The organism is Acidimicrobiia bacterium (assembly GCA_040880805.1).
GTDB lineage: Bacteria > Actinomycetota > Acidimicrobiia > IMCC26256 > DASPTH01 > DASPTH01.
The window spans coordinates 101,959-128,737 of sequence record JBBDHW010000022.1 but is presented as its reverse complement, the minus strand read 5'-3'; the positions used below and the strand labels follow the sequence as shown (position 1 = coordinate 128,737).

30 protein-coding genes are annotated in these 26,779 nt (G+C 68.8%); 15 read left to right on the top strand and 15 right to left on the bottom strand.

The window, feature by feature from the left end:
• The 3 genes from WD271_05155 to cpaB all read right to left on the bottom strand — a co-directional run.
• Positions 1-639 (bottom strand): ATPase, T2SS/T4P/T4SS family (locus WD271_05155; GenBank protein MEX1007215.1); only part of this gene is annotated, 639 nt, incomplete at its 3' end.
• Positions 640-652: 13 nt separating this feature from the next.
• Positions 653-1,810 carry a hypothetical protein gene (locus WD271_05150; GenBank protein MEX1007214.1) on the bottom strand — a complete coding sequence of 386 codons (1,158 nt, stop codon included), beginning with the start codon at positions 1,808-1,810 and terminating at the stop codon, positions 653-655.
• Positions 1,811-1,818: 8 nt separating this feature from the next.
• Positions 1,819-2,538 carry a Flp pilus assembly protein CpaB gene (cpaB, locus tag WD271_05145; protein MEX1007213.1) on the bottom strand — a complete coding sequence of 240 codons (720 nt, stop codon included), beginning with the start codon at positions 2,536-2,538 and terminating at the stop codon, positions 1,819-1,821.
• Positions 2,539-2,748: 210 nt separating this feature from the next.
• Here cpaB and WD271_05140 point away from each other — a divergent pair, with 210 nt between their 5' ends.
• Genes WD271_05140 through WD271_05125 form a run of 4 tightly spaced genes read left to right on the top strand, consistent with a single transcriptional unit; the run spans position 2,749 to position 4,609 of the window.
• Positions 2,749-3,021: a helix-turn-helix domain-containing protein gene (locus WD271_05140; GenBank protein ID MEX1007212.1), complete on the top strand. Its 273-nt coding sequence runs from the start codon at positions 2,749-2,751 to the stop codon at positions 3,019-3,021.
• Positions 3,018-4,028, top strand: coding sequence for a hypothetical protein (locus WD271_05135; protein ID MEX1007211.1), 1,011 nt, complete (start codon positions 3,018-3,020; stop codon positions 4,026-4,028). The genes WD271_05140 and WD271_05135 overlap by 4 nt, the downstream gene beginning before the upstream one ends.
• A gap of 23 nt (positions 4,029-4,051) precedes the next feature.
• Positions 4,052-4,351: a hypothetical protein gene (locus WD271_05130; protein MEX1007210.1), complete on the top strand. Its 300-nt coding sequence runs from the start codon at positions 4,052-4,054 to the stop codon at positions 4,349-4,351.
• Positions 4,352-4,384: 33 nt separating this feature from the next.
• Positions 4,385-4,609: a hypothetical protein gene (locus tag WD271_05125; protein ID MEX1007209.1), complete on the top strand. Its 225-nt coding sequence runs from the start codon at positions 4,385-4,387 to the stop codon at positions 4,607-4,609.
• 3 nt (positions 4,610-4,612) lie between these two features.
• Here WD271_05125 and WD271_05120 read toward each other — a convergent pair whose 3' ends face one another.
• Both WD271_05120 and WD271_05115 read right to left on the bottom strand, forming a co-directional pair.
• Complete coding sequence (locus tag WD271_05120; protein ID MEX1007208.1) at positions 4,613-5,152, bottom strand: hypothetical protein; 540 nt, start codon at positions 5,150-5,152, stop codon at positions 4,613-4,615.
• 5 nt (positions 5,153-5,157) lie between these two features.
• Positions 5,158-6,324: a hypothetical protein gene (locus WD271_05115; protein ID MEX1007207.1), complete on the bottom strand. Its 1,167-nt coding sequence runs from the start codon at positions 6,322-6,324 to the stop codon at positions 5,158-5,160.
• Between the two features lie 108 nt (positions 6,325-6,432).
• Between WD271_05115 and WD271_05110 the strand changes: the two genes are divergently transcribed.
• Positions 6,433-7,914 carry a hypothetical protein gene (locus WD271_05110; GenBank protein MEX1007206.1) on the top strand — a complete coding sequence of 494 codons (1,482 nt, stop codon included), beginning with the start codon at positions 6,433-6,435 and terminating at the stop codon, positions 7,912-7,914.
• A 125-nt stretch (positions 7,915-8,039) separates the two neighbouring features.
• On the opposite strand, the gene dinB is transcribed toward WD271_05110, so the two are convergent.
• From dinB to WD271_05085, 5 genes are all read right to left on the bottom strand, one after another.
• Complete coding sequence (gene dinB / locus WD271_05105; GenBank protein ID MEX1007205.1) at positions 8,040-9,248, bottom strand: DNA polymerase IV; 1,209 nt, start codon at positions 9,246-9,248, stop codon at positions 8,040-8,042.
• Between the two features lie 48 nt (positions 9,249-9,296).
• A complete protein-coding gene (locus WD271_05100; GenBank protein ID MEX1007204.1) occupies positions 9,297-9,770 on the bottom strand; it encodes an SRPBCC family protein in 474 nt (157 codons plus the stop codon).
• On the bottom strand, positions 9,767-10,129 hold the full coding sequence (locus WD271_05095; protein ID MEX1007203.1) for a metalloregulator ArsR/SmtB family transcription factor: 363 nt from the start codon (positions 10,127-10,129) through the stop codon (positions 9,767-9,769). Before WD271_05095 ends, WD271_05100 begins: the two co-directional genes overlap by 4 nt.
• 111 nt (positions 10,130-10,240) lie before the next feature.
• The gene (locus tag WD271_05090) at positions 10,241-11,068 is read right to left on the bottom strand and encodes a TIGR03619 family F420-dependent LLM class oxidoreductase (GenBank protein ID MEX1007202.1); all 828 of its coding nucleotides are present in this window, start codon (positions 11,066-11,068) and stop codon (positions 10,241-10,243) included.
• The gene (locus WD271_05085; protein MEX1007201.1) at positions 11,065-11,874 is read right to left on the bottom strand and encodes an SDR family oxidoreductase; all 810 of its coding nucleotides are present in this window, start codon (positions 11,872-11,874) and stop codon (positions 11,065-11,067) included. Before WD271_05085 ends, WD271_05090 begins: the two co-directional genes overlap by 4 nt.
• A gap of 71 nt (positions 11,875-11,945) precedes the next feature.
• Between WD271_05085 and WD271_05080 the strand changes: the two genes are divergently transcribed.
• Positions 11,946-12,818, top strand: a complete 873-nt coding sequence (locus tag WD271_05080; GenBank protein ID MEX1007200.1) for a TIGR03620 family F420-dependent LLM class oxidoreductase — start codon at positions 11,946-11,948, stop codon at positions 12,816-12,818.
• On the opposite strand, the gene WD271_05075 is transcribed toward WD271_05080, so the two are convergent.
• Entirely contained in the window at positions 12,811-14,310 is a 1,500-nt protein-coding gene (locus tag WD271_05075) for a GNAT family N-acetyltransferase (protein ID MEX1007199.1), read from the bottom strand. The genes WD271_05080 and WD271_05075 overlap by 8 nt on opposite strands.
• Before the next feature lie 61 nt (positions 14,311-14,371).
• Between WD271_05075 and WD271_05070 the strand changes: the two genes are divergently transcribed.
• The 4 genes from WD271_05070 to WD271_05055 all read left to right on the top strand — a co-directional run bounded on the left by WD271_05070 (position 14,372) and on the right by WD271_05055 (position 16,222).
• Complete coding sequence (locus WD271_05070; protein ID MEX1007198.1) at positions 14,372-14,902, top strand: AAA family ATPase; 531 nt, start codon at positions 14,372-14,374, stop codon at positions 14,900-14,902.
• Between the two features lie 132 nt (positions 14,903-15,034).
• Entirely contained in the window at positions 15,035-15,292 is a 258-nt protein-coding gene (locus tag WD271_05065) for a ribbon-helix-helix domain-containing protein (GenBank protein ID MEX1007197.1), read from the top strand.
• Positions 15,268-15,603: a type II toxin-antitoxin system PemK/MazF family toxin gene (locus WD271_05060; protein MEX1007196.1), complete on the top strand. Its 336-nt coding sequence runs from the start codon at positions 15,268-15,270 to the stop codon at positions 15,601-15,603. Before WD271_05065 ends, WD271_05060 begins: the two co-directional genes overlap by 25 nt.
• 202 nt (positions 15,604-15,805) lie before the next feature.
• Positions 15,806-16,222 carry an ester cyclase gene (locus WD271_05055; protein MEX1007195.1) on the top strand — a complete coding sequence of 139 codons (417 nt, stop codon included), beginning with the start codon at positions 15,806-15,808 and terminating at the stop codon, positions 16,220-16,222.
• A 506-nt stretch (positions 16,223-16,728) separates the two neighbouring features.
• On the opposite strand, the gene WD271_05050 is transcribed toward WD271_05055, so the two are convergent.
• Complete coding sequence (locus WD271_05050; GenBank protein MEX1007194.1) at positions 16,729-18,093, bottom strand: alpha/beta hydrolase domain-containing protein; 1,365 nt, start codon at positions 18,091-18,093, stop codon at positions 16,729-16,731.
• 24 nt (positions 18,094-18,117) lie between these two features.
• Here WD271_05050 and WD271_05045 point away from each other — a divergent pair, with 24 nt between their 5' ends.
• Genes WD271_05045 through WD271_05035 form a run of 3 tightly spaced genes read left to right on the top strand, consistent with a single transcriptional unit; the run spans position 18,118 to position 22,121 of the window.
• Positions 18,118-20,472: a xanthine dehydrogenase family protein molybdopterin-binding subunit gene (locus WD271_05045; protein MEX1007193.1), complete on the top strand. Its 2,355-nt coding sequence runs from the start codon at positions 18,118-18,120 to the stop codon at positions 20,470-20,472.
• Between the two features lie 10 nt (positions 20,473-20,482).
• Entirely contained in the window at positions 20,483-21,712 is a 1,230-nt protein-coding gene (locus WD271_05040) for a cytochrome P450 (GenBank protein ID MEX1007192.1), read from the top strand.
• Between the two features lie 7 nt (positions 21,713-21,719).
• The gene (locus tag WD271_05035; protein MEX1007191.1) at positions 21,720-22,121 is read left to right on the top strand and encodes a nitroreductase/quinone reductase family protein; all 402 of its coding nucleotides are present in this window, start codon (positions 21,720-21,722) and stop codon (positions 22,119-22,121) included.
• A 2-nt stretch (positions 22,122-22,123) separates the two neighbouring features.
• On the opposite strand, the gene WD271_05030 is transcribed toward WD271_05035, so the two are convergent.
• Positions 22,124-22,282, bottom strand: coding sequence for a hypothetical protein (locus tag WD271_05030; GenBank protein ID MEX1007190.1), 159 nt, complete (start codon positions 22,280-22,282; stop codon positions 22,124-22,126).
• 94 nt (positions 22,283-22,376) lie between these two features.
• Here WD271_05030 and WD271_05025 point away from each other — a divergent pair, with 94 nt between their 5' ends.
• Both WD271_05025 and WD271_05020 read left to right on the top strand, forming a co-directional pair.
• Positions 22,377-23,636 carry a CoA transferase gene (locus WD271_05025; GenBank protein ID MEX1007189.1) on the top strand — a complete coding sequence of 420 codons (1,260 nt, stop codon included), beginning with the start codon at positions 22,377-22,379 and terminating at the stop codon, positions 23,634-23,636.
• Entirely contained in the window at positions 23,633-24,859 is a 1,227-nt protein-coding gene (locus tag WD271_05020; protein ID MEX1007188.1) for a CoA transferase, read from the top strand. Before WD271_05025 ends, WD271_05020 begins: the two co-directional genes overlap by 4 nt.
• Before the next feature lie 115 nt (positions 24,860-24,974).
• Here the strand turns inward: WD271_05020 and WD271_05015 are convergent, their stop codons facing one another.
• Entirely contained in the window at positions 24,975-26,138 is a 1,164-nt protein-coding gene (locus WD271_05015) for a trypsin-like peptidase domain-containing protein (protein ID MEX1007187.1), read from the bottom strand.
• Positions 26,139-26,365: 227 nt separating this feature from the next.
• Positions 26,366-26,770: a nuclear transport factor 2 family protein gene (locus WD271_05010; GenBank protein MEX1007186.1), complete on the bottom strand. Its 405-nt coding sequence runs from the start codon at positions 26,768-26,770 to the stop codon at positions 26,366-26,368.
• Between the last annotated feature and the right edge of the window lie 9 nt (positions 26,771-26,779).

The window sequence follows — 26,779 nt, the reverse complement described above, 5'->3', positions numbered from 1 at the left end:
GGCGAGGGTGGTCTTGCCCGCGCCCGGTTCGCCGGAGACCGTGACCCGGCTGCGGAGCTGCATCAGTGCGCCGAGAAATGCGGCCGCCTCCCGGGACAATGAGTCGCGAGACACGAGGTCGTCGAGCGTGACGTTGCGAACGACGTAGCGCCGCAGGGTCGCCGACAGCCGGTCGCCGATTGGCGGGATCGCCGCGGTGAGCCTTGCGGTGCCGTCGAGCACGCGGGCCTGCACCATCGGGTGCTTCGTATTCAGCTGCCGGTCGGTGGGCGCGAGCAGCCGCTCGATCATCTGGCGGTTCTCCTCCTCGCTGGTGGGAACGGTGAGCCCGCGCAGTCGTCCGGAGCCGTCGAGATACGACACGCGCGCTCCCTCCAGGAAGATCTCCTCGACGTCGCGGCGCGCGATGAGGTCGGTCATCGGGCCGAAGTCGGTGATCGATCTGAGGACGCGGTCGACCATGACCGACGGCGAGACCAGCGGCAGTTCCTCACCCAGCCTCGCGAGCCGCTCGTACTCGTCGACCGCGTGGTGCACCTCGAGGCGAACCTCGTCGAGATCGCCCTCCGGCCGGAGCTGCCGCCGCTCGATGCGCGCGAGCACGTCACGCCGGATCCCGTCGTAGGCGTCGACCGTCATGGCTGCACTCGGCTCATGCGGCACGCCTGGTTCTGCGCGACCGCCGCGCCGCGCGACCTGGGCGGGCGCTGCGCGGAACGGCGATCTGCGCGACCGCGGCCACGCAGGTGATGAACGGGCCACGGAAAACGAGCTCGCCGGCCCACGCAGCGCGCTCGACACGCCGGTCGTTCGGGACGAAGGCGAGGCTTGCGGGTGTGAAGGTGCGGCAGATCTCGGCGGTGAGCTCCGCGCGCTGGAAGCGGTCGGTTGGGGCACGGTTCAACACGAGGTGCACCGGGGTCCCGTTCGTGGGCCGTGTGCCTACCCACGCAAGGAGACGAGTGACACCGACCGGGTTGGCCGCGCCGACGCCGACGAGCGCTCCCGCCTCGGCGACGACGGCCCGGGCGATCTCGGCCCCCGGCATTCCGGAGACCTCGACGACCACCGGTGACCGGAGGTGACCCAGCGCACCGACCACGTCGAGCACGTCGCGCGGCCTGATCTGGGCGGCCGCGGCAAGACTGGGAAGACCGCACAGCACGTCGAACGCGGGGCGTCCCACCGCAACGAGCGCGGCCACGAGATCACCGGTTCCGTACTCGACGGCGTCGATCGCACTCCGCAGATTCGGCTCGATGGCGACGCCGAGACGCGTGGCGGTCGACGAGGCGATCTCGTCGGCGTCAACGAGCACCGCGCGCTCGCCGCGCGCGGCGACGGCCGCGGCGAGGCCGAGCGCGATCTCGCTGGTGCCGGCACCCGATGGGCCGGTGACAACCGTGGGGCCGTTCCGAACCGAGTCGGGAGTGAGGATCTCTCCGCCGCGCGCCTCGACGAGACGCGCCGGCATGAGCGCGGCGATCACCTCGACGAAGTCGGCGACCGGGGCGTCGGAGGCGATCGTGGCATCGACGCCCAGCGCAGCGAGATGCTCGCGCCCCGCGACTTCGTCGGGATCGAACACACCCAGCACAGACCGGGTGCGGCGCTGGACCGCATCGATGAACGGTTTCGTGAGCCCGGGCCACCGATGGCTCACGACGAGCGTGTCGTACTCGTCTTCGAGTGCGAGCATGGGCTCGAGCACAATCTGCCGCACGCGCGCGCCGCCATGGTCGGTGAGGTGCCGGTGGAGCCGTTCGACCCAGAGCTCCGGCGAGAAGACGAGTGCGATCGTGGGTTCCACGCGCACCCCTATGGCTCGACGTCGGTCGACGTGCCGACGCGGTCGAGCGGCTGCGGGGCGGTGCCTGCCGAGGACAGCGCTCCAGTGGTGCGGGCGATGGAGATGTCGCCGTCGGCGATCGCGGCCGCGAGCAGTTGCGACTGTCGCGCGTCGACGGCGATCGTCACCGTGAACGGACTGCTCGTCTCGCCGATGCCACCGCGCCCCTTGGCGTCGACCCCGAGCACTTCGGCGTCGCGCACGATGATCGACACCTCGCGGTCGCCCGCGAACAACACGTCGATGCGATCCCCGGCGGCGAGTCGGCCACCCACCGCTCGCGCGGGATCGATCGGGATGCTCATTGCGCGAAGCCCCGCCTTGGCCGCGCGTGGCCGCAGCTCTCGACGAATGACGGGCTCGCCCGACTCGATGGTCGCGGCGGCGATGCGACCGCGCAGCCCACGCACGTCGCGCGCGCGCACGAAGGTCGCGAGCAGCTCGCGGCCCATCTGTACGCGCTCGGTGCGAAAGTCGCCGGCGGTGACGGTCTCGCCCGCGTGGATCTGGTGCGCGGCGACCGCGACCTCGACGCCGCCGGGATCGCGCCGAAGGGCCGCGATGCCCAGGACCATTCCGAGCAGACCGGCGACGACCATCACCAGATGACCCGACGAGAAGCGTGCGGTGAGCTTGCGTCGGGGCACACCCGCCGTGCCCCGTGCCTCTCCGATCGGCAACGCCACCATGGCCGTGGTTCTCCCGCAGCAGTTCGAACTGATTTGTCCGGTTCGGACAGTTCGGTCAGTCTGTACTATCTGTGCAGATCGGTCAAGTGGGATTGTTGTTCCGACATCACCCGCCGCGGCGCCTCACGCCCGCTGCACGTCAGAGTGCGATAGCTCGGCCACAACCGCGCAGGGCTTCCTCCGATGGTGCGCGATCCGTACACTCGACCGATGCCGGATCCGGATCCGCGGAACGACTTCCCGCCGGTGCTCACCACGGCGATGGCGGCGGAACTGCTCCAGGTGCACGTCGAGTACCTGCGGCGGATGGTGCGCGAGGGCCGGATCCCGTGTCACCGGTTCCCCGGCGGGCGCGGCATGCGCTTCTTGCGCGACGAGTTGCTCGGGTGGCTCGCCGCGCTCCCCGGAGCCGATCAATCGGCGTCGACCGGCCGCGGTGCCGGCGTGCGCGCGACGGCGAGCGGGGGGAAGATGTCGCGGTGAGCACACTGCACGCGCCGCGTCACGAGTACCGCGACTACGCCGAGCTGCTCGACGACTACTACGAGCGCGGCTGGACCGACGGCCTGCCCGTCGTGCCGCCCACTCCGGGGCTCGTCGACGAGTTCCTCGCCGCGGCCGCGCTCGATCCCGACGCGATCGTCGGCACGGTCCCCACGCGCGAGGTCACCGTCACCGCCGAGCACGTGGCGATCAACGCGGTGATGGCGGGCTGCACGAGCGAGTACATGCCCGTCGTCGTCGCGGCGGTGCGCGCGCACCTCCACGAGAAGGGCAACTGCCACAGCACCACCGGCACGCTGTCGGGCGCCGCGCAAGTGGTCATCGTCAATGGACCGGCGCGCACGCGCCTCGACGTGAACTGCACCGCCGGCTGCTTCGGGCCCGGGTGGCGCGCCAACGCGACCATCGGGCGCGCACTGCGTCTCGTCATCCGCAACGTGTGCCGCGCCATCCCGAACTTCCTCGACCGGGCAACGTTCTCCACCCCGGCCCGCTACTCGTTCTGCTTCGGCGAAGACGAGGAAGGCAGCCCCTGGATCCCGATGAGCGTGGAGCGCGGCGTGCCCGAGGGCACCAGCGCGGTCACCGTGGCGTCGATGATGACCATGGCGTCCGCGCTCGATCTCGTGAGCCGTACCCCCGAGGGCGTGCTCGACACGGTCTGCCGCGCCATCCGCCAGCGCGGCACCGCTGCCGACGTGTGGTTGGGCGACAACACCAACGTCGTGGTCGTCATGGGGCCGGAGCACCGCCGGTTCCTCGTGGAGGCCGGCTGGTCGAAGGCCGACGCGCGCGCGTACCTGTGGCCGAAGGTGAAAGCCGAGCAAGGCCCCGGTGAGGGCAGGGTGGGTCTCGGCAAACCCGAAGGGATCCTGCTCGTCGCTGCCGGCGGGCCGGGGATGTCAGAGAGCTGGATTCTGTTCCCCCACCTGGCGTGGGCGATCACCGAGCCCGTCGTACCCGACGTGACGAGCGTGCCCGCATGAAGCCGTTGCACGAGGAGGCGACCATGAGCGACAACCAGAGAGTGATCGGCCTCGATCCCACGAGCGGACCCCTCCCCACTACGAAGCGGCGGGAGGCGCCGCGGCCCGCGTCGCTCGACGGCGCGGTCGTCGGCCTCGTATCGAACGGTCTCGGCGAGAGCGACGCCCTCCTCCACGCCGTCTACTGCGAGCTCGAGACGCACGCCGGCGTGCGTGCTGCGGTCTTCGTGCGCAAGCCGAGTGTGTCCGTGCCCCCCGAGCCGATGGACTGGGAGCGCCTGATCTCGCAGGTCACCGTGGCGGTGGCCGGCTTCGGTGGCTGAGGCTCCTGCAGTGCGCGCAGTTTGCGCGACTCCGTGGAACTGGAATGGGAGAAGGTCCCGAGCGTTGCGGTCGTGCACGAGTCCATGCACGGCACCGCGACGGCCATGACGCGCGTGAGCGGGATGCCCGATTACGGCTTCGTTACCGTGGGGTATCCGCACATCCCGCTCGCGGTGTGGACGCCCGACGAGATCAACGAGATCGCGCGCGAGCTCGCGCCGCTGCTGATCGATCGGCTCACCGCGGTCAAACCGTAACCATCACTCGGACACTGGTCGCACCCAGGCGACGGCCGCGAGCGCGATCAAGGTCTCCGATCCTTCGCGATCGTGGGAAATCAGGTGGTCGTTGCCCACCTGCAGCCGTCCGCGCACGATTTCGCCTGCACCGTGGGCGCCGAGCTCGATGTCGCGTTCGTCCATCTCGAGCTCGAACAGGCGTGCTCGGAACGTGGTCACGCCCTCGCCGCGCGTTCCGCCGGCGCGCGCACGTTCGAGCACACGCGCGACGAGGGGCGTGTGCGCGGTGACGCGCACGTCGACCCGTGAATACCCCAGCACGTCGAGGGCAACGATGTCGTCGCCGACCGCACACACGCGGCCGGTGAAGGTCGCGTGCGGCAGGCGGAGCGCGAGCGTGTCGCCCCGGTGCATGCATTCGCGCACAACGTCGAGCAGCGTGCGTTCGTGCTGCCAGCGCTCGACCGCGGCACGGGTCCACTCCTCCTCGTCGGCCCGCCACTCGGCGCGCACCGCGGCGGCGGCGTCGCCGAGCCCGGCGCGGTCGAGCGGATCGGTCACGGCGTTCATTCGACCACGAATGCGGGCGCAGGGACAGGGGTGGCCACGAAGTCGCGCGCCAGCAACACGAGCATCACGAGGCGGTACACGACGGCGGCTCCCATGAGGTAGAGAAAGGCCGGCACGTCGATGACATGCGAGATCGCCGCGGAGAGGACGAACACGAGCAGGCTGCTCGCGTAGAAGTGCACGACGAGCTTGAAACGCGCCGGGATCATCACGAGGAACGGCACGAGCCAGAGGTCGTACTGCGGTGAGTACACCTTGTTGGCGACGATGAACGCGACCGTCGCGAGCGCGCACGCACACAGCGGATGGAGCCGGGCGCGTGCCGACTGCACCACGAGCACGACGGCGGCCGCGATCACGAGCGTGGCGGTGATGATCGTCCCGATGTCGGCCAGCCTCCCCACAGGTACCCACACGTGCATCGCGGGATCGCGCAGCACGTAGAACCAGATCGTCCCCCAGGTGGGGTTGCGGCTCCCGTGGAACGTGAGAAAGAAGTCGAGCGCGTCAGGTGCGGCGATATACACGGGGATCGCGAGCAGACCAACGCCGAGGGCCGCGCCGACGACGAGGTCGCGGACCCTGCGCCACGCGCGGAACGGCACGCAGCTTGCGACGAGGATCGGCACGTAGAGCGTGGGAACCAGCTTGGCGGTCGCACCGATGCCGAGCAGCACGCCGACCCAGAACGCGCCGCCTGCTTCCCACTGCACGAGCCCGATGGTCGCGGGCGCGACCGAGAGGAGATCCCAGTTCGTCAGGCCCTCGATGAGCAGCGGTGGCGCGAAGACCCACCGCCTCACGCGACTTCCGTACGCACGCCACAGCACCCAGGTGGTGATCGCCGCGAGCGCCGCGAGCACAAGCGCGTTGAGCAGGAACGAGGGACGCAGCGAACCGTCGAACGGAACTCCCGCCGCGTACATGACGAGTCCCACGAGGGGCGGGTACTCGAGGTCGCGGTCGATGAACGGGGCATGGTCGCGGTCGATTCCTCGGGTCTCGTAGAGGCGACCCAGGTCGGAGCCGCACACGTCGCGACACGGAACGCGGACCGCGGCGTTGACGCAGAACGCGAGGAGGACGATCGCGACGAACACCAGGCCGGTCGCCGTCGCCGCGGAGTGGCGGCGCGCATCGGTCGCGGTCGATCCCTGCACCATGGCGTGATTCGAGCAGATTCGGCCGCTCAGGTGCACGACGGCGGATGCCGCGAATCACTGGCGATGACGCGCGACGGAAGTGCTCCCGGCCTCCGGTACCGTGACCGGATGCGGTCCCCTGCCCCCCGGGCCGTCGTCCTCGCGTGCCTCGTCGGTCTCACGATCATCGGATCGGCGGTCACCGCGAACGCCGGCGACACACCCACGGCGCGTGGACGCGTCCGGCACCTCCACTTCCAGTTCGGCCCGCTCGACATCAAGCCGGGCCAGAATGTCATCGAGACCAACAGGTTCACGATCCCCCAACCGACGATCGACGGTTGGATCGTGGGATTCGAGCCGAACCTGAAGCTGGCCGACGGCACGACGCCGCCCGTCGACCAGATCCACCTGCACCACGGCGTGTGGGCAACTGGGCTGCGCTTCGACGCGACGGCATTCCCGCTGCCGGAACGGTTCTTCGGCGTCGGCGAAGAGAAGACCCGGCTCGAGCTGCCACCGGGCTACGGCTACGCGTACGAGCGCAGCGACTTCTGGTGGCTCAACTACATGATCCACAACTTGACCGACAAGCCCTACAAGCTGTCGATCACCTACGACGTCGACATGATCGCGTCGAACGATCCTCCGCCCGGCGGCATGAAGGACGTGCACCCGATCTGGATGGACGTGCAGAACGGCGGCTTCTACCCGGTGTTCGACGTGATCAAGGGTTCGGGCACGCACGGCACGTTCACGTATCCGGATCAGGCCACCGACCCGTACGCGGGCGGCAAGGCGAAGAACGAGTGGACCGTCAATCAGCCGGGCGTGCTCGTGCACACGTTCGGGCATCTGCATCCCGGCGGGCTGCACGTCGACCTCGACCTCGAGCGCGACGGCTTGGACGCGCACCTCTTCAGGTCGACTGCGAAGTACTACGAGCCGGCGGGCGCGGTGTCGTGGGATGTGTCGATGACCGCAACACGCAAGGACTGGGCGGTTGCGGTGCAGCCCGGCGACACCCTGAAGATCAGCGCGACGTACGACACGTCGCGCGCGTCGTGGTACGAATCGATGGGGCTCGCGGTCGTGTGGATGTACAACGGGCCGGGCGGCGACGACCCGTTCGTGAAGAAGGTCGACAAACCGGGCGTGCTCACGCACGGGCACCTGCCGGAGAACAACAACCATGGCGGCAAGAAGACGACGCTCGCCGACCCGCGCAAGGTCGCGGCCGGCGCCGCGACGTCGTCCGTCGACATCGTCGACTTCCTCTACGGCTCGAGCGACATCACCGCGCGCAAGCCGGTACCCACGGTGGAGCAGGGGCAGTCGATCACGTTCGACAACCTCGATGCCGAGGGCAAGAGCGTGTGGCACTCGATCACCGCGTGCAAGGCGCCGTGCACCGCGACCACCGGCGTCGCCTATCCCATCGCCGACGGCAGCATCCCGTTCGACTCCGGCCAGCTCGGCAACGCGGGCGCGCCCACGGCGGGTCGCGAGACCTGGACCACCCCCGCCGACCTCCCCCCCGGCACGTACACCTACTTCTGCCGCGTCCACCCCTTCATGCGCGGCGCCTTCCGCGTGATTTCGGTGGGCTGACGTCGCGCAGCAACGAACCGGCGTCGTTCAAGGCGGTTATACCGACTCCAGCGACGCCGGTTCGTTGGGAATCGAGCGCGGTGGGCTCCCCAATCAACCCACTTGCCATGAAGTAGATCGGCTGCTCAGTCGGGCAGCAGCGGCACCGAGAGGCCCTGGTCGCGACCGAGCTGCACCGCGCGGGTGACTGCGGCCGATCCGAAGCGGTCGCGTACACCGTCGAGCGCGGTGTCGAGCGCATCGTCTCGATGCCGGTCGAACGGCAGCACGAGCTGGATGGCATCGTCGTCGGACAGATTGGTGACCGCGACCCCGACGAGGGTGAGGCCCTGCGCGTCGATCAGCGACATCGCCGAGGCAACGAGCGCACGCGTGGCGGCGAGGATCGTCTCCGTGTGCGCGGTCGCGCCATCGAGCGTGTGCGACCGCGTCGCGCGTGCGAAGTCGTCGAAGCGCAACCGGATGGTGACCGTGCGGCCGACTCGCTTCGCCATGCGCATCCGACGCGCGACACGGTCGACCAGCGCGACGACCGAAGCGTCGATGGCGTCGGGCGACTTTGCCGCGCGTCCGAGCGCGTGCTGCGAGCCGATCGAACGCCGGCGGCTCCGGGTCTGCACCGACCGGGGATCGTGGTTGTGCGCAAGCGCATGGAGGTGCCGCCCGGACGCGGGACCGAGCATCGACACGAGGATCGCTTCGGTCAGGTCGGCGACCTCGCCCACGGTGGTGATCCCCCGCTCGCGGAGCTTGTCGGCGGTAACGGGGCCGACACCCCACAGCCGCCGGACCGGGAGCGGATGCAAGAACGCGCGCTCACGGTCGGGCTCTACCACGAGCAGACCGTCGGGTTTCGCGAGCCCGCTCGCTACCTTCGCGAGGAACTTCGTGCGCGCGACGCCGACGGTGATGGGGAGTCCCACGCGCTCGCGCACGTCGCGTCGCAACTGCTCGGCGATCTCGGTCGGTGTGCCCGCGATGCGCCGGAGTCCACCGACGTCGAGGAACGCCTCGTCGATCGACAGGCCCTCGACCAGCGGCGTGGTGTCGTCGAACACCTCGAACACCGCGCGGCTCGCCTCCGAGTACGCGGACATCCGCGGCTCGACCACGATCGCCCTCGGGCACATCCGGCGCGCCTGCGCGCCTCCCATCGCGCTGTGCACGCCGAACGCCCTCGCCTCGTAACTCGCTGCGAGCACCACCCCGCCGCCCACGATCACGGGGCGGCCACGCAGCCGCGGATCGTCGCGCTGCTCGACCGACGCGTAGAACGCGTCGAGATCGGCGTGCAGGATGGTGGCGTCGCCGGTCGCAGGCACTGGCACGAACATATGTTCGCATCCGGCCCCCGCCAGAGCAAGGACCCGCCGGGCCGGCCGTCAGCCGACCGCGAGCTGTCGCTCGAGTTCGGCACCGAGCTGGTCGAGCAGACCGCGCGTTCCCTCCTCGCGCGAGTCGACCGAGTCCTGGCCGTCGAGGAACGCACCCTGCTCCGTGAACGTCAAGCGGGTACCGGTCCCCGAGGGCACGAATTCCACCGTCGCCAGCGAGACCGAGAGCAACCGGTCGTCGAGGAACATGTCGTAGGCGAAGATGAGCCGCTGGTTCGGCACGATGTCCTGGTAGCGGGAGTCGAAGAAACTCACCGGGCCGCCCGGAGGACCGCCACGGCTGGTCTCGCGGCCACCGACGCGGAAGTCCATCTCGCCCTCGTCCGGTCCCCACTCTTCGGGGCCGGCGAACCAGCGCGCCTTGATCACCGGGTCGGCGAACGCCGCGTACACCCGCTCGGGCGGCGCGTCGTACGTGTGCTCGATGACGAACGTGGCATGGGTGACGGACGATGCGGTCATGGCCTGCTCCTTGGGTGTGGTTGGTCGGGCGGATCGGGGTGCTCGGCGAGGACGTCGCCGAGGCGGTCGAAGCGACGCTCCCAGCTCGTGCGGCGCTCCGTGATCCAGTCCGCGGCGGTGCGCAGCGCGCCCGGCTCGATGGTGCACGTGCGGACTCGTCCGATCTTCTCGGACCGGATCAGCCCGCTCCCCTCGAGCACCTGGAGGTGCTGGACGACGGCTGTCAGTGACATCGCGAACGGCCGGGCCAGCTCGCTGACCGCGGCGGGGCCGCGGCTCAGCCGTTCCACCATGGCCCGGCGGCTGGGGTCCGCGAGCGCCTGGAACATGCGATCGAGGGGGGCGCTTTGCTGAAGCATCTACTTCAGTGTAACGGCATCCAGCCGATAGTCAAGCTATTACTTCAGTGTTTCTCGAGGCGGTGTCAGCCCCTCTGCACCAACTCGGCCATAGCGGAGACGGTCCGGCCGTCAAGCCCCGAGGCCCGTGATCCCGGCGAGGAGCTCCATCGAGCGGAGCCAGTCGTCGAGGTCGGAGCGCCACGGGGCCGACACCACGTACTGGATCCCTGCGGTCTCGAACTCCTCGCACTCTCGGCGTATGTCGTCGGGCTCCATGCCTTGCGGGTCCCAGCCGGTGCGCAACGAGATCGTGAACGAGAGATCCGGCCGGTCGCGCCGAATGCGCTCGACGACGGGCCGCGCGGTGTCGGGCTGCAGCCCGATCGCCTGGAAGCCGTCACCCTTCGAGACGGCGCGCCGATACGCGGGCTCGCTCGACCCGCCCACCCAGATCGGAATCTCGTGGGCGGGCTTCGGCAGCACGCGCATCTCGTCGAGCTGGTAGTACGCGCCGTCGAAGCTCGTGGGGTCGTCACGCCAGCACGCGCGGAGAAGGTCGATGATCTCGTCGGTACGCGGCCCTCGCGTGCGGAAATCCTGACCGAGCGCGACGAACTCGGCTTCCGACCATCCCACGCCGACACCGATGGTGAGCCGGCCGTCGCTCAATCGGTCGAGACTGGCGAGCGCGTTCGCGAGCCACAGCGGCGGGTGCTGCGGTACCACGAGCACGCTCGTGCCGAGGCCGATGCGCGCCGTGGCCGCGGCCGCCCACGCGAGCGTGACGAGCGGGTCGTAGAGGAACGGCGACGGGTAGTCCTGAGCGGCGGGAATGGCAACGTGGTCGCTGACCCACACGTCGCTGAAGCCGAGCTCTTCCGCGTGCACCGCGGCGCGGCGGATCGCGTCGGCACTCGACACGCGCCCGTACTGCGGAAGGTGGATGCCGACCTTCATGACGCAGCCGTGTCGCCGAGCGCCGAGATCTGCGCGGCGAGGAAGCCTTCCGGATCTTGCGCGCGCCGGATGAGGACGTCGCGCACCTTCTCGCCGTGAGTGAGCACGAGGAACGTGTTCGCGCGTACGGCGTCGACGACCATCGCCCCCACCAACGCCGGATCCATGACCTCCAGATCGAGCGGGCTGTTGATCGGGACGTTGTCGTGGAACGTGATCTGCTCGGCGATGTTCGTGGCCACCGGGCCGGGGCACACGCAGGTGACGCCGATCCCCTTGGGACGGAGGTAGAGGGCAAGCGCCTCCGACACACCGACCACCGCCGACTTCGTCGCCGTGTACGGCAGCCGCTCGAACGCGTACGCGAAGAGCCCCGCGGTGGACGCGGTGTTCACGAGATGGCCGCTGCCCTGTTCGAGCAGGATCGGCAAGAACACCTGGAGGCTGCGCACGACCGACAAGAGGTTCACATCGATGCTGCGGCGCCACGCGTTCATGGGCAGGCTCTCGGGCCGCCCGATCGGGATGATGCTCACGTTGTTCATCACGATGTCGACGCGGCCGAATCGCTCGAGCGTGACGTTGCGCAACCTGGCGAAGTCGCCGTCGCTCGTGACGTCGCATTGCACACCCGCCGCTTCGACACCGAGCTCGCGGGCTTCGTGCTCGACGGTCTGCGCCCGTTCGGCGTCGATGTCCGCGATCACCGGGATCGTGCCCTCGCGCGCGAATGCCAGCGCCGTCGCGCGACCGATCCCACTCCCTCCCCCCGTGATCACGGCGACACGTCCACGAAGGTCGTCCATCTCGTGCTCCCTACTGTGCAAGGCTCCGGGAGCGTACGCGAAGTCGTCAACGCATCGACAGGGAGGCATCCATGGATCTGCACGGCACGGGCGTGTGGAGTGGCGGGCTCCGTTACGGCGATCGCGCGGCGGCGCTCGACGCGGCCGCGGAGCTCGAAGGTCTCGGGTACTCCGCGCTGTGGGTACCCGGCGGCGCCGGAGGTGGCGTCCTCGGCGATTGCGGCGCGCTGCTCGACGCCACCGAACGTGTCACGGTCGCGACCGGGATCCTCAACCTCTGGATGCACGATCCCGCCGACGTCGCGACGGGCCACGCGGCGTTGACTGCGGCACACCCGGGACGGTTCCTCCTCGGTGTGGGCGTGAGCCACTCCGCGCTCGTCGACCGCGACCAAGCCGGTCGATACCGGAAACCGATGGCGGTCACGAAGTCGTACCTCGACGCGCTCGACGCGGCCGACCCGCCCGTACCGATCGCGGAACGTGCACTCGCGGCGCTCGGGCCGAAGATGCTGAAGCTCGCGCGTGACCGGACGCGCGGCGCGCACCCGTACCTGGCTAACCCCGATCACACGCGGATGGCCCGCGAGGTCCTCGGTGACGGGCCGCTCTTGATGCCCGAGCAGCCCGTCGTACTCGAGACCGACCCCTCGGCCGCACGCGACCTCGCACGCGCGCACTTCACGATCTACCTGACACTGCCGAACTACGTGAACAACCTGAAGCGGATCGGCTTCACCGACGACGACGTGAGCGACGGTGGGAGCGACCGGCTCGTCGACGGCGTGGTGGCGTGGGGTGACGAGGCCGCGATCGCGCGGCGCGTGCAGGACCACTTCGACGCCGGCGCCGACCACGTGTGCGTGCAGGTCGCGACGCCACGCGGTATCCAGAACCTCCCGCTCGACCAGTGGCGCGCGCTCGCGCCCGCGCTCGTCAGCTGACCGCGGCTCGGAGCGCGCCGACCAGCTCGGGTACGCGGTGGAGCCGATAGGGCAAGTCGGCGAGCGCGTCCTGCATCACGCGGCGGGGGATGTCGAGATTGGTGGGCTTGTCGCCGTAGTCACCGAGGCATCGCCGCGCGTTGAAGGCCGCGAAATGCATGTAGCTCGACAGCCAGGGCACCAGCCAGTGGTCGCCGACCGGTGGGAGGGGTTCAGGGTCGACGGAGCGGTAGCCGTCGAAGAACGCACGAACTGCGCTCGGGCTGCCGCCGGTGAGGTCGATCGCCGTGCTACCGAGCTCCCATTCGACGGTCGTGGCTCCCGCATTCTCCCAGTCGACCAGGTGCACCGTGCCGTCGACCATCACGAGGTTCTTCTGGTTCGCGTCTCGATGGCCGATCACGACACGCCCGGGGACCTCGGAGAGCTCTTCTACGCGTATCCCGATCGCCGCGAGGGCGTCGACCGCGTCGGCCAGATCGGCGGCCCAGCTCTCGCCCGATGCCTCGCCGCGACGGGCGAGCTCGGACCATTCATCGCGTGTCGGCATCGGTGCGCTCGTGAGCGCGGCGCGCTCGGCGGACATGACCTCGATGCCCAGCCCGTGGATCCGCGCAAGTGCGGCGCCAACCTGGTGCGCGACGTTGGCGCTCACCGCCGCGAGCGGCAGCGGCTCCCCGCGCAGCCATTCGTGAACAACCACGGGGAGCGGCGGCTCGCCAATCGCAGCCAGCCACGCCATGGCGTCGCCTGTCGCCGGATTCGCGACTGGCGGTGGCATCGGGATACCTGCGGCATGCGCCGCCAGCTCGAAGTCGAAGCAGCGCGCCTGACGTGCGGACCAGTCGGCAACCCACGGCCGGTCCACGAGCTGCTTCACCGCGAACGAGCCCGTGTCGGTGTCGAGCTTCCACATCCGGTTGAGCAGGCCACCGACGACCGGTTCGATGCCGTGTACGCCGCCGAGCGCAAACGCCGTCGCCACGCGCTGCGCGAGGATGGCTGGCGGCGGCCCCGGCACGAGCGGCTTCTCCATCAGCACGAGATCGAACCGTCGGAGCGCGGCACGTCCGACCTCGTGATAGCCGCGCTTCAAGTACATCGCGATCGCCGGTTCCTGCTGCGTGGTCGTATCGAGGTGGACGGCGTCGTACCCGAGCTCCCGCGCGGCTTGCTCGAGCCGTTCGACGATCGCGTCACCAAACCCGAGGCGCTGGTGGTCGGGGTGCACGCGTACGCGCTTCATCTCGACGCGGGTGTCGTCGAAGGGACGGAGCGCGCCCATCGCCACGATCACGCCTTCGAGCTCGCCAACCACAAAATCCCCGCGCACGTCGAGATAGTTCGCGGCGAGTGCCTCGTGCGACGCGACATCGGCATCCCAGGAACCGGGGCCCAGGTCGGTGCCGGTCTGGCGCAGGCCGAGCACGTGCAGCTCGAGAACGCGCTGGAAGTCACGCGGCTCGTAGCGACGGATCTGGAGCGACGCCATCGCCCTGAGCTTGCCGCGAATTGCCGGAACGCGTGAGCGAATAATCCCTACGCTCGGCGGCTTGCGCCGGATCATTGTCGTCGGAGCTCCCGGTTCCGGCAAGACCACCACGGCCACCGAGATCGCTCGCCGGCTCGAGTTGCCGCGAATCGAGCTCGACGCGTTGCACTGGGGACCCGACTGGACGCCGGTCGACAACGACACGCTCCGCGGGCGCTTCCGCGCCGCAGCCGCCGGTGACGAGTGGGTCATCGACGGGAACTACTTCTCGTTGGGGTCGGCCGACATCGTGTGGCCGCGCGCCGACACCATCGTGTTCCTCGACCTCCCGAGGCGCACCGTCGTGCGGCGCGTGTTCACACGGACGATTCGGCGGGCGACCCTGCGCACAGAGCTGTGGTCAGGAAACCGCGAGTCGATCCGGAACTCGTTCTTTGCACACGACTCGATCCTGCGGTTCGTCTGGAACGAGTACCCGAAATACCCCGACCGGTACCGCACCCTCCAGCGCGACCCGGAATGGTCACACCTCGGGTGGATCACGCTGCACTCACCGTGTGGAGTGCGTGCGTGGCTCGAATCTCTCGGCTGACTGCGCGCAATATGGCACGCAGCCGCGTCGCGGTCTCCGGCGAACCGGGATCGTGCGAGGAGATCCGTGAGCTGGCGGTGCCGATCGCCCATGGTGTGTACGAAACGTACACACGGATGTTACGCTCACGGAATGAGCATCCCTGTTACCGCTCGATTGGATCCTGAGGTCGTGGAAGCGCTCGACCGAGCCGTCAAGGCCGGGATCGCGACAACCCGCGGCGCCATCATCTCGGCCGCGGTGCGCGAGTGGCTCAGCAACCACGGCGAGGACGCCATCACCGCTTCGTACCGGCGCCGGTACGCCGAACCCGACCGCGACGACGACCAACTGGTCGCTCGCCTCGCATCGTTCTCGGTCGCCGCGTGCCTCGCCGCCAGCGAGCGCTGATCGCCCGCGGCGACATCTGGGACGCGGCGATCCCGGGTGTCGGCGCACATCCAGTCGTCGTCGCGACGCGTGATACCGCGATCCCCATGCTCAGCACCCTTGTGTGCGCTCTCGTGACCAGCCCGTTCCACGGTCATGTCGCCGAAGTGGACGTCGGCCGCAACGAGGGCTTGGACCACGACTCCGCGGTGAACTGCGACAACCTGTTCACCCTGCCGAAGAACGTTCTGGTTCACCGACGCGGCCGCCTCGGCCCCGCGAAGCTGACCCAGCTCGACCGGGCACTCATCATCGCCCTCGACCTCGACTGAACCCAGCCCCGCTGTCCCGAGACCCCCAGAACGACAGCGCACCCTGTGGTCGGAAGTGTCGCGGATGTCCGATCGGGAGTGTGCCAGGGAACCACGGCTCTGCATCGGACACTTCCTCACGATTGCGCAGGTCGGAGAGAGCCAGTACCTTCCGCGCTGCGAGCCGGGACGGGCTCGCAGCGAGCAAGGGGAGGCACCCGTTATGGCAGATCCGACCGCGCAGGCAAAGCACATCCTCGAGCTCTTCAACAAGGCCGACTGGGACGCGATGAGTGACGCGCTGCCGAGCGACACGACATACAAAGAGCACGGCACGCAGCGATCGATCGAGGGAGCTGGCGACATCGTCGAGGCGATGCGGGGCTGGAAGACGGCCATGCCCGACGTCGCGGGTACGGTGCAGAGCACGATCGCTACGGGCAACCAGGTCGCACTCGAGGTCGTATGGGAGGGCAACCACACCGGTCCCCTGGTTACCGCCGACGGGGAGATCCCGGCCTCGGGTAAGCACCAGAAGACGCCGGGCGTGTGGGTCTTCGACTTCGATGGGGACACCCTCACCGAGAGCCGGAACTACTTCGACATGCTCACGTTCCTCCAGCAGATCGGCGCCGCGTAGGTCCCCCGACCGGTCACGCGCGCGACCCGACCAGAACGCGACGACAGAACATTCACTGCCGCGCCGTTCATGAGAGCACCGATCGGCAGTCTCGCGCATGCGAGCGATCGCCGGTTTCCGCTCTCCCCGGAGAAGCTTGGCGACCGGCCAGGCCGCCGCCGACTTCGCGGCGCACGTGGCTGAGCCCTTCGAAAGCGATGATCCCCCCAAGGTGCTGCTGGCGAGCGCGCGGCGCTTCGTCGAGTTCTGCACGGCCGACGTCGCCCGTTACCAGCTCCTGTTTCAGCACATCCTCCCGGGGTTCGAACCGTCGCCTGACTCGTATGCGCCGGCGGTGCGTGCACTGGCCGACACTCGCGAACTGCTTGCCCTGAACGGGTTCACGGATCCGCCCCGCCCATCGCGTAGGCCAAGACGGCCGCAACGGCAAGCACCGATCGGCAGGTTGACGCATCCTCTGGCGGGAGCGCGATGACAAGATGCGGACGAGCCGTGCGCCGATCAGTTCACGTTGCACTCGTGAAGTGGCGGCGGGCGGACTCGATCATGATGTCGCGGTCGCGGGGCAGGAGAAAGCCGTCGGCGAGCAGGCTGTCGGCGAGCTTGGCGTAGCGCTCCGCATACGCGTCGACGGATCCGTAGCGACGCGCGAGCTCGCTGGCACTGAACGGCTGCCAGCCGCCGAAGTTGCCGCAGGCGTCCGTGATCGACGACGCGCCGCAGGGCGGCAGCGCCACCGGTTCGGCGCGCCCGAGCGGTAACTCGACGTCGGGGAAGCGCACGCCACCGATCGGTTGTGCGTCGGCGTCGACGCGCGGGACCTGCAGCATCACTCCGGGCAACGCGTTGAAGTACTCCGACGGCTCGGGCGCCGGCCCGAGCTCGAACCAGCTCGAGGGCGGGAGCGCGTCGGGATCGGCGACGAGGCCGACGAGCAGGGCCCGCGCGTACGCGCCCGACTGGATCGGATTGAGCGGGATCTCCACGCCGCCGTTGCACCCCATCAATTCGAACGCGGCCGACGCGAGAATGGGCATCGCCGGCGCGTGCGGCGCCGGGAAGTCGTAGTGGCGGGCCGGAGCCGGGAGCGACGCCGACGCGAACACACTCCCCCGGAGCCGGTAGTACTCGGTGTAGCTGGTGATGTCGACGAAGAACGGGTCGGACTCGGGACGCGACAGGATCTCCGCGGCGGTGAGTGGTGCTCGTTCGGGACGAACGTAGGGATACTGCGGCGCGCCGTCGTCGGCGAGGCGGTTGAGCGCGAGCCAGTTGCCGGCTGACAGATACGCGAGTGCGCCCCCATAGACCCCGGTGCCGTCGACCGGGTCGACATTGAATCCCTCTGCGATCAGCGTGTTCACGAACCATGCCGATTGGCTCGCGCCCGCGAGCACGCGCTGGTCGAAATCGTCGGCGAGATACCGCCCGAAGTCGCGCACGATCACCAGGCCGATCCCCTGCGCGTCCGCGGGCACGCTCGCGCAGTGATCGGTCTGCCATTGGACCCGCGCGTACGCAAGGCCGGTGTCGAACAGACATCCGTCGCCCATCCCCACCGGGTATGTCACCGCGGATGGCGGACTCCCGCGCAACGGCACGCCCGTCACGAGACCGAGCATCGAGGGTCCGCCGCGGTTCTCGGCGTCGACGAGCACTGCGGACCGCTGCCCACGATCGACCGGCCGCAGCACTTCGAACTCGGACTCGTATTCGTACGGGCTCGGAAGCCGGTCGAGCCCGACCACGTCCTCGTGGGAGGCGATCACCCCGCGCACCGTTCCCCACACGCGCTCGTAGCGGACGTCCGCAAACACGCCGATGCCGTCGACCCCGGCAACCTCGACCGCGGTGATCCCGGACCCGTCCACGATGGCTGATGTTACGTTTGGCCGATGGTGAACACGACTCCCATGACGGCCGGCTCCGTGCCCGAACGGACAGCCGGCCGTTTCGTGGGCCAGAAGGTGCTCCGGAAGGAAGACCCCCGGCTGCTCACCGGCCGCGGCCGGTACGTCGACGACGTGTCGCTCAAGGGGATGCTGCACGCGACGTTCGTGCGCAGCGACGTGGCCCGCGCCGGCATCACGCGCCTCGATGTCGACGCGGCGCGGAGCGCGGCCGGCGTCGTCGCGGTGTTCACCGCCGCCGACATCAACGACAAGGTCGCGGGATCGATGCTCCCGAGCCTCTTCCAGGGGGCCGAAGACTTCATGGCTCCGATCTTCCCTCTCGCGCAGGACGACGTCCGCTTCGTCGGCGACCCGATCGCGCTGGTCATCGCCGAGAACCGGTACCTCGCCGAGGACGCGGCCGAGCTCGTGGAGGTCGACTACGAGCAGCTTCCCGCCGTCATCGACTACGAGTCAGCCGCGGCCAACACCGAGACGGTCCACCCGAACCGGCCGGCCAACATCGCCATGATGACGGGCGGCCCGATCGCGCCCGAGCTCCAGGAGGTGTTCGACGGCGCCGCGCACACCGTCACCGAGACGTTGCGCCAGCACCGCTACAGCATGGTGCCGATGGAGTGTCGCGGCGTCGTAGCTCGCTTCGACCCGTTCGACCACCAACTCGACGTCTGGTTCTCGAGCCAGAACCCGCACGAAGCCCGGCTCGCGTTCAGCCGCGTCACCGGGCTCCCCGAGAACAACGTGCGCGTGCAGATCGGCGACGTCGGTGGGGGCTTCGGGCTCAAGTCGTTCGTGGGTCGCGAGGAGCAGACGGTGGTCCTCGCCGCGTACCTGCTCAAGAAGACCGTCAAATGGATCGAGGATCGCCACGAGCACCTCATCGCGTCCGCGCACGCGCGGATCGAGAAGATGACGGTCACGATGGCGGTCGACGACGACGGGCACTTCCTCGGTGCGTACGTCGATCACCTCGACGACTCCGGCGCGTACCCGATCGGCGGTGGGAGCGCGGGCATGCTGTCGTGCCCACTGCTCACGGGTCCGTACCGCGTTCCGCAGCTCGGCTTCAAGACCACGCAGGTGTGGACCAACACGTGCGGCAAGGCCGCGTACCGCGGGCCGTGGATGATGGAAACCGTCGCGCGCGAAGAGATGGTCGACGTCGTGGCGCGTGCAGTCGGGATGGACCCCGTCGAGCTGCGCCGTCGTAACGTGCTCCACCGATCCGAGCTTCCGTACACCTCGGCCGGTGGCCAGTTCATCGACAACGTGTCCCCCGAAGAGACGCTCGAGCAGTGCGTCACGGAGATCGGCTACGACGACTTCCGCGCGGAGCAAGCGAGGGCGAAGGCCGACGGACGCCTGCTGGGCATCGGGTTCGCGCTCTACGTCGAGCCGCAGACTCGGTTCGGCCCGTACGGCAACGAGCCCGCGCATCTGCGCATCGCGCCCGACGGCCACGTCGACGTGTACATCGCGTCGGGCGCGCACGGCCAGGGTCTCGAAACCACCACCGCACAGCTCACCGCGGAGTTCCTCGGCGTGCATCTCGACGACGTCACCGTCCATCAAGGCGACACCGAAGCCACGCCGTATGGGCCAGGTACGGGCGGGAGCCGCAGCGGCCCGATGATCGGCGCCGCGGTCCACGGCGCCGCGATCTTGCTTTCGGAGAAGGCCTTCGCGATCGCCGGGCACCTCCTCGAGGCCGCCCCGGAGGACCTCCAGATGGAGGAGAGCGTGATCACGGTGGTGGGCACACCGGCGAAGTCGGTCACGCTCACGCAGGTCGCACGATCTGCGCACATGAACCCGGGAGACCTCCCCGACGACATCGACCCGGTGCTCGAGGTGATGTACCGCTACAAGGCACCCGACGGCGTGTGGTCGAACGCCTGCCACGCGTGCACCTGCGAGGTGGATCCCGAGACCGGGACCGTCGCGCTCCTGCGCTACGTGGTGAGCGAGGACTGCGGCGTGATGATCAATCCGAACATCGTCGAGGGCCAGATCGCGGGCGGTGTCGCGCAGGGGATCGGCGGCGTGCTCTACGAGCACAACGTCTACGACGACGACGGGAATCCGCTGGCATCGACCTTCCTCGACTACCTCATCCCCACCGCAGCCGAGATTCCCGACGTCGAGTGCCACCACATCGAGACCGCGGCCACCACGCCGGGCGGCTTCAAGGGCGTTGGCGAGGGCGGCGCGATCGGCGCGCCACCGGCGGTGTTCAACGCGGTGGCCGACGCGCTCGCGCAGGCGGGCGCGACGGTCACCGACCAGCCCCTCGATCCGTCCCGTGTCCTGGCGGCGCTCCGGGCGGCCCGCCGGTAACGTCTAGTCCGTGACCAGCATCCTGGAACGAGCCGAGCCCTACTACGACCCGTACGACTACGAGGTCGACGCGAACGCCCACGCGGTGTGGAAGCGGCTGCGCGACGAGGCGCCGCTCTATTGGAACGACACGTACGGGTTCTTCGCGCTGAGCCGCTTCGACGACGTGCTGCCCGCGATGCTCGACACCAACACGTTCAGTTCGGCGCACATGACCGTCGTCGAGATGATGACGCCCGAGAAGACCTCCGGCGGCGGGATGATGATCTTCATGGACCCGCCGGAGCACACGCACCTGCGCAAGTTGGTGAGCCGCGCATTCACGCCGCGCGCGATCAACGGACTCGAGGGTCGCGTTCGGCGGCTCTGCTCGGGCTACCTCGACCAGTTTATGGGCGAGGAAAGCTTCGACTTCGTCGACGACTTTGCCGCGCTCGTCCCGCCGGCCGTGATCCTCGCCCTCCTCGGGTTCCCCGAAGCAGCCGCCGACGAATGGCGCCGGGGGGTCGACAGCGCGTTCCACATGGAGCAGGGCGAGGACGGCCTCGTCGGCCGGCGGACGCCGGAGGAGATCCAGAACCTGACCACGCAGAGCCTCTTCGGGATGCTCCCCGCCATGCTCGAAGACCGTCGCAAGGAGCCCGAGGACGACCTCATCTCCGTGCTCGTGCACTCCGATCTCGAGGAGCTCGACGGCAGCTCGCGCAAGCTGACCGACGCGGAGATCGGCGCGTTCGTCACGCTCCTGTCGATCGCGGGCACCGAGACCGTCGCCAGGTTGCTCTCCTGGGCCGCGGTGCTGCTCGCGCGCAACCCCCACGAGCGCACGATCCTCGTCGACGACCCGAGCGTCATCCCGAACGGCATCGAGGAGATGCTGCGGTACGAGGCGCCGTCGCCGGTGAACGCGCGCTGGGTGAACCGCGACCTCGAATACCACGGCAAGACGCTTCCGAAAGACTCGAAGCTGATACTGCTGAACGGCAGCGCCGACCGCGACGAACGGCACTTCGAGAACGCCGACGTGTTCGACGTGCGCCGCAAGATCGACCGGCACACCGCATTCGGGTACGGAACGCACTTCTGCGTGGGTGCGGCGCTCGCGCGGCTCGAATCGCGCATCGCAATCGAAGAGACACTCCAGCGTTTCCCCACCTGGGACATCGACGACGCCGAGCTCGAGTGGGTGCACACCAGCACCGTGCGCGGCTACGCGAAGGTCCCCATCCACCTCCGCTGAGATTCCGATGGCGTACCTGAAGCCTCCCGCATTCACGAGCAAGGTGTTCAACAAGCTCGCGATGAAGACCGGGATGTCGGGCACCGAGACACTTGCGGTTCCGGGTCGCTCGACCGGAGACGAGCAGACGATCCCCGTGATCCCGATCGACGTCGACGGCACGCGCTACATCGTGTCGACGCGCGGGGAATCGGAGTGGGTGCGGAACGTACGCACCGCCGGAGCAGTCGAGATTCGCAACAAGCAGGGGCCACAGCGCTATCGGGCGACCGACGTGCCCGAAAACGAGCGACCGCCGATCATCGACGCGTACCGCGCCAAAGCCGGCAGGACCGTCGAGACCTACTGGAAGAAGTTGCCCGACCCCGCCGACCACCCGGTGTTCCGGCTCGAACCCGCTCCGCGTTAGCTTCAGAGATATTCGGAGCGGACGTGCACGACCTCTGCGTCGCTCGGGCGGCGTCGCTCGGGATACGCAGCGGCCTCTTCGAGCTGTCGGTACAGATCCACGACCTCTTCGGACGACAGCACCACCAGCGATTCGCCGGTCCACACGTACTCCGCGGCCACCCGGCGAGTGTATTGCGACCGCACAGGAGCGAAACGTCCGCGAGCCGGGTACCCCGGCTCGCAGTTGAGCGACCCATCGTTAGGATTCCCCGCCGTGGCACCAACGCTGCCGACCTCGGGGTCGTCCGCCCTCTCACATCTCCGAATCTGCGATCTCACCGGCCAGCTCGCGGGCGCGGGCGCGACGAAGTTTCTCGCCGCGTTCGGCGCTCAGGTGATCCGCGTCGAGGATCCGGTCCGTCAGGGCAGCTGGGACATCTTGCGCGGGGTTCCTCCGTACGTCGACGAGCGGCGCGGCGTGAACCTCGGCGGCGCGTTCAACAACCACAACGTCGAGAAGCTCGGGATCACCATCGATCTCCGCCAGGAGCGCGGCAAGGAACTCCTTCGCAAGCTCGTCGCGGTGTCCGACGCGGTCACCGAGAACTTCGCGGCGGGCGTGTTCGCGCGTATGGGATTCCCGTACGACGAGCTGCAACGCCTCAAGGAAGACATCGTGTACGTGTCGAACTCCGGTTTCGGCGCGAGCGGCCCGTACTCGAGCTTCCGCACCTGGGGGCCGATCGTGCAGGCGATCTGCGGGCTCACCTTCAGCAGCGGGCTCCCCGACCTCCCACCCGCGGGCTGGGGCTTCTCCTACATGGACCACATGGGCGCCAACTACATGGCCGTCGCGATCCTCGCCGGATTGATCCACCGCAACCGCACCGGCGAGGGCCAGTGGATCGACATGGGATGCACGGAGGCCGGCTTGTCGCTGTGCGGTCCCGACCTCCTCGACTACACGGTGAACGGGCGCCCGCTCCGGCGTGCGGGGCAGCCGAACTCCAACCGGAGCCACGCGCCCGCGATGGCGCCGCACAACATCTACGCCGCGGCGGGCGACGACGAATGGATCGCGATCGCGTGTCGTGACGACGACGACTGGGCGCGCCTCGCGGCGGTGATCGACGAGCCGTGGGCGAAGGACGCGCGGTACGCGACGATCGACGGCCGTCTCGGTAGCCAGGACGCGCTCGACGCGCAGATGGAAGCGTGGACGAAGACGCGCGACCGCCACAGCACCGCGGAGCGAATCCGCGCTGCAGGTGTCCCCGCGTCAGTGGTCGCATCGCCCGAGGACCGCATCGACCGCGACCCGGGCACGAGTGAGTTCGGGCTGTGGCCAATCGCGCACCACACCGAGATCGGCGACGTCCGCGTCGACGGCATCCCGGTGCACATGTCGGAGACCGACTGGTCGATCGAGCACGGCAGCCCGTGCCTCGGCGAACACACCGACGGCGTGCTGCGCGACGTACTCGGCCTCGGCGACGACGAGATTGCGTCACTTCACGAGGACAAGGTCGTATGACCGGCCCCCTCGATGGCATGCGCGTCGTCGAGCTCGCGAGCGAGCAGGCGGCGTGGGCGGGCAAGCTCCTCGCCGACCTCGGCGCCGACGTCATCGTGGTCGAACCGCCCGGCGGCCATCCGAGCCGCGCCTACGGACCGTTCCTCGACGACGAACCCGGGCCCGAGCGCAGCCTCTATTGGTGGAACTACAACACGTCGAAGCGAAGCGTCGTGCTCGACCTCGACGATACCGAGGACGCGACTCGATTCCGCGGTCTCGCCGGCGATGCCGACATCGTGCTCGAAGGCGAACCCACCGGCAGGCTCGCGGCGCTCGGCCTCGACCACGAGCAGCAGCGTGCCGACCATCCGGAACTCATCTGGGTGTCGGTAACGCCGTTCGGGCGCAACACATCACGCACGGACGATCCTGCCACCGACCTCACGCTGCTCGCGGGTGGAGGGCCCGTGTGGAACTGCGGCTACGACGACCACACGATCCCGCCGGTGCGCGGCGGTGGCAACCAGGCGTTCCACATCGCGAGCGCGTTCGCGGCGATGAGCGTGCTCACCGCGATCCTCCAGCGCGACGTGTCGGGGCGCGGGCAGTTCATCGACGTGAGCATGCACGCGGCGGCGAACGTCACGACGGAGAGCGGCAGCTTCGACTGGCTGGTCGCGAAGAGCACCGTCATCCGTCAGACCGGGCGGCACGCGCTGTCGTTCGTGTCCCAGGAGTCGCAGGTCAGATGCGTCGACGGCCGGTACGTGAACACCGGATTCCCACCCCGGCACGCCAAAGACTTCGAAAACCTGCGCAACTGGGTCGACGGGCTCGGACTGCGCGACCAATGCGACGAGATCGTGCTCCTCGATCTCGCCGTGGAGCGCGGCGGCGTGTCCCTCGCTGCCCTGCGCGAGGACCCGCTCGTCACGGAGATCTACGGCGCCGGGCGCAGCACGCTCGTGTTCCTCGCCGAGCACCTCACACCCGAGGAGTTCTTCGTGGGCGCGCAGCAGCGCGGCATCGCAGTGGGCGCGGTGTGGTCGCCCGAGGAAGCGTTCGCAAACGAGCACTTCGTCGCACGCGGCTTTCCGGTCGAAGTGGAGCACGAAGACATCGGCCGCACGATCACGTACCCCGGCGCGCCGTTCCAGGCGCCGAAGTCGCCGTGGCGGATCTCCCGTCGCCCACCGCACGTCGCAGAGCACCAAGCCGAGGTCTTCGGCACCGGCGTCTAGGAACGAAGCGGAGTCGTGCTCGGAGAGCGGGACGACGGAGCGGAGTGACCCGGCGTCTAGGAACGAAGCGGCGTCGTGCTCGGAAAGCGGGACGACGGAGCGGAGTGACCCGGCATCAGGCCGGCGCACCCTCGATGAACTTCACGGTCGCGTGCTGTTCGCTCCCGGACGAGTCGGTCCAGGCCACTTCGACCTTGTCGCCGGGATGGTACGTGCTCATCACGTCCTGAAGATCGCCGACCGAAACGATGGCCTGGTCGCCGATCGAGACGATGACGTCGCCCGCTTCGATGCCGGCGCCGGCGGCGGGCGTGTCCGATGCGACGCCGCTCACGAGCGCGCCGTTGGAGGAAGACGAGCTTCCACCCCGCCCGCCACTCGTGCCCTGGAGTGTGACGCCGAGGAGCGCACGTCCGCCGACGTGGACGCCGTCGACCTCTTCACCGTTGCGGATCTGCTTCCCAATCGACAGGGCCTTGTCGATGCGGATCGCGAACCCAACGCCGGATGTCTGCTGCTGGAAGCGGAAACCACTGGTGGACGCTGCGGTGGTCATGCCGATTACAAAGCCGGCGGAATCGACGAGCGCGCCACCGGAGTCGCCCGGCTGCACGTCGGCCTCCACCTGGATCATGTTGCTGAGCGTCTCGGCGTTCGAACCGTTGGCGTCGGTCGCGGTGATCTCGCGGTTGAGGGCGGTGACGGTACCGGACGTTGCGGTGGGCTCGCCGCCGCGGCCCAGCGCGTTGCCGAGCACCACGACGGGGTCGTTCACCACGACGTCGTCCGGGTTACCGATCGGAACGGTTTCGAGGCCAGAGACATCGTCGATCTTGATGAGCGCGACGTCGTCGGCGACGTCGTAGCCGATCACCTTCGCGGTGTGGCTCGAGCCGTTGCCGCCGATCTCGATGTTGATCGTCTCGGCGTTCTCGATCACGTGGTTGTTCGTGAGCACCTCACCGTTGCTCGAGATCACCATGCCGGTGCCCGCTCCCAATCCGGCTCCGCCCGAGAGTGTGGTCGTGATGTTGACGAGAGCCGACGACACCTGGCCGGCCACGCCTGATGTGTTGGCGCCGCCGCTCGGCGGGTTGACGGATCCCGCGGCCGAGGGGCCGTTCTGCGTGGGAGGGTTGTTGCTCGGCGCGACGCCGGCGCTGTTCGAGAACAACGAACCGCCGCGTGAGGCGCTGCCCAGCAACGCGCCGCCCACGAGCACCATGGCGACGATCGCGACGCCGGCGAGCACGCGCCGCCAGTTCGAGTGACTGGGCACCGGGGTGGGAGCGGGCGAGGGTGCAGGCGCGGCCGGCAGGACCGGGGGCGGCGGTGCGGCCGCAGCCTGCAAGAGAGGAGTGTTCAGTTCGCCTGACTCCGACATTCGTGACCTTCCGCACTGTGGGGTGGCGTCAGGAGCCAGTTTCGGCGTCCGAGGCTGTGAATCGGCTGTGCGGGGCGACGACTCCCAGCGGGCCATCATCCGGTAAGCAAGTCACGCCGCGATCACGCGTTCATCTCCTCATCTTCGGCGCCGACCCAGTTGAAGACGCGGCGCTCCTTCATGCGCCAGCCGCGATCGGTGCGCGCCCACGTGTCGCGGTACATGCCGCCGCTCACCTTGCCCTCCTCGTCGGGCATGAACCACTTTCCCCGGCTCTGCACCGTGCCGTCGGCCTCGAAGACGTAGTGGTTCGTGCTGATGTGAGCAAGCGGCATCGGCATGCTCGTGAGGAAGCCCTTGATCGCGTCGATGCCCTCGAACCGCACCTCGGAGCCCATGAGCCCGCTGAGGTCGAAGACACCGTCGTCGGTGTAGAGCTCGTGGAGACGGTCCCACTGCTTCGCGTCGATCACGTGCACGTAGAGGCCCATGACCTGATTGATCTCGATGACGTCGTCGGTGTTCATGGCGCGGAG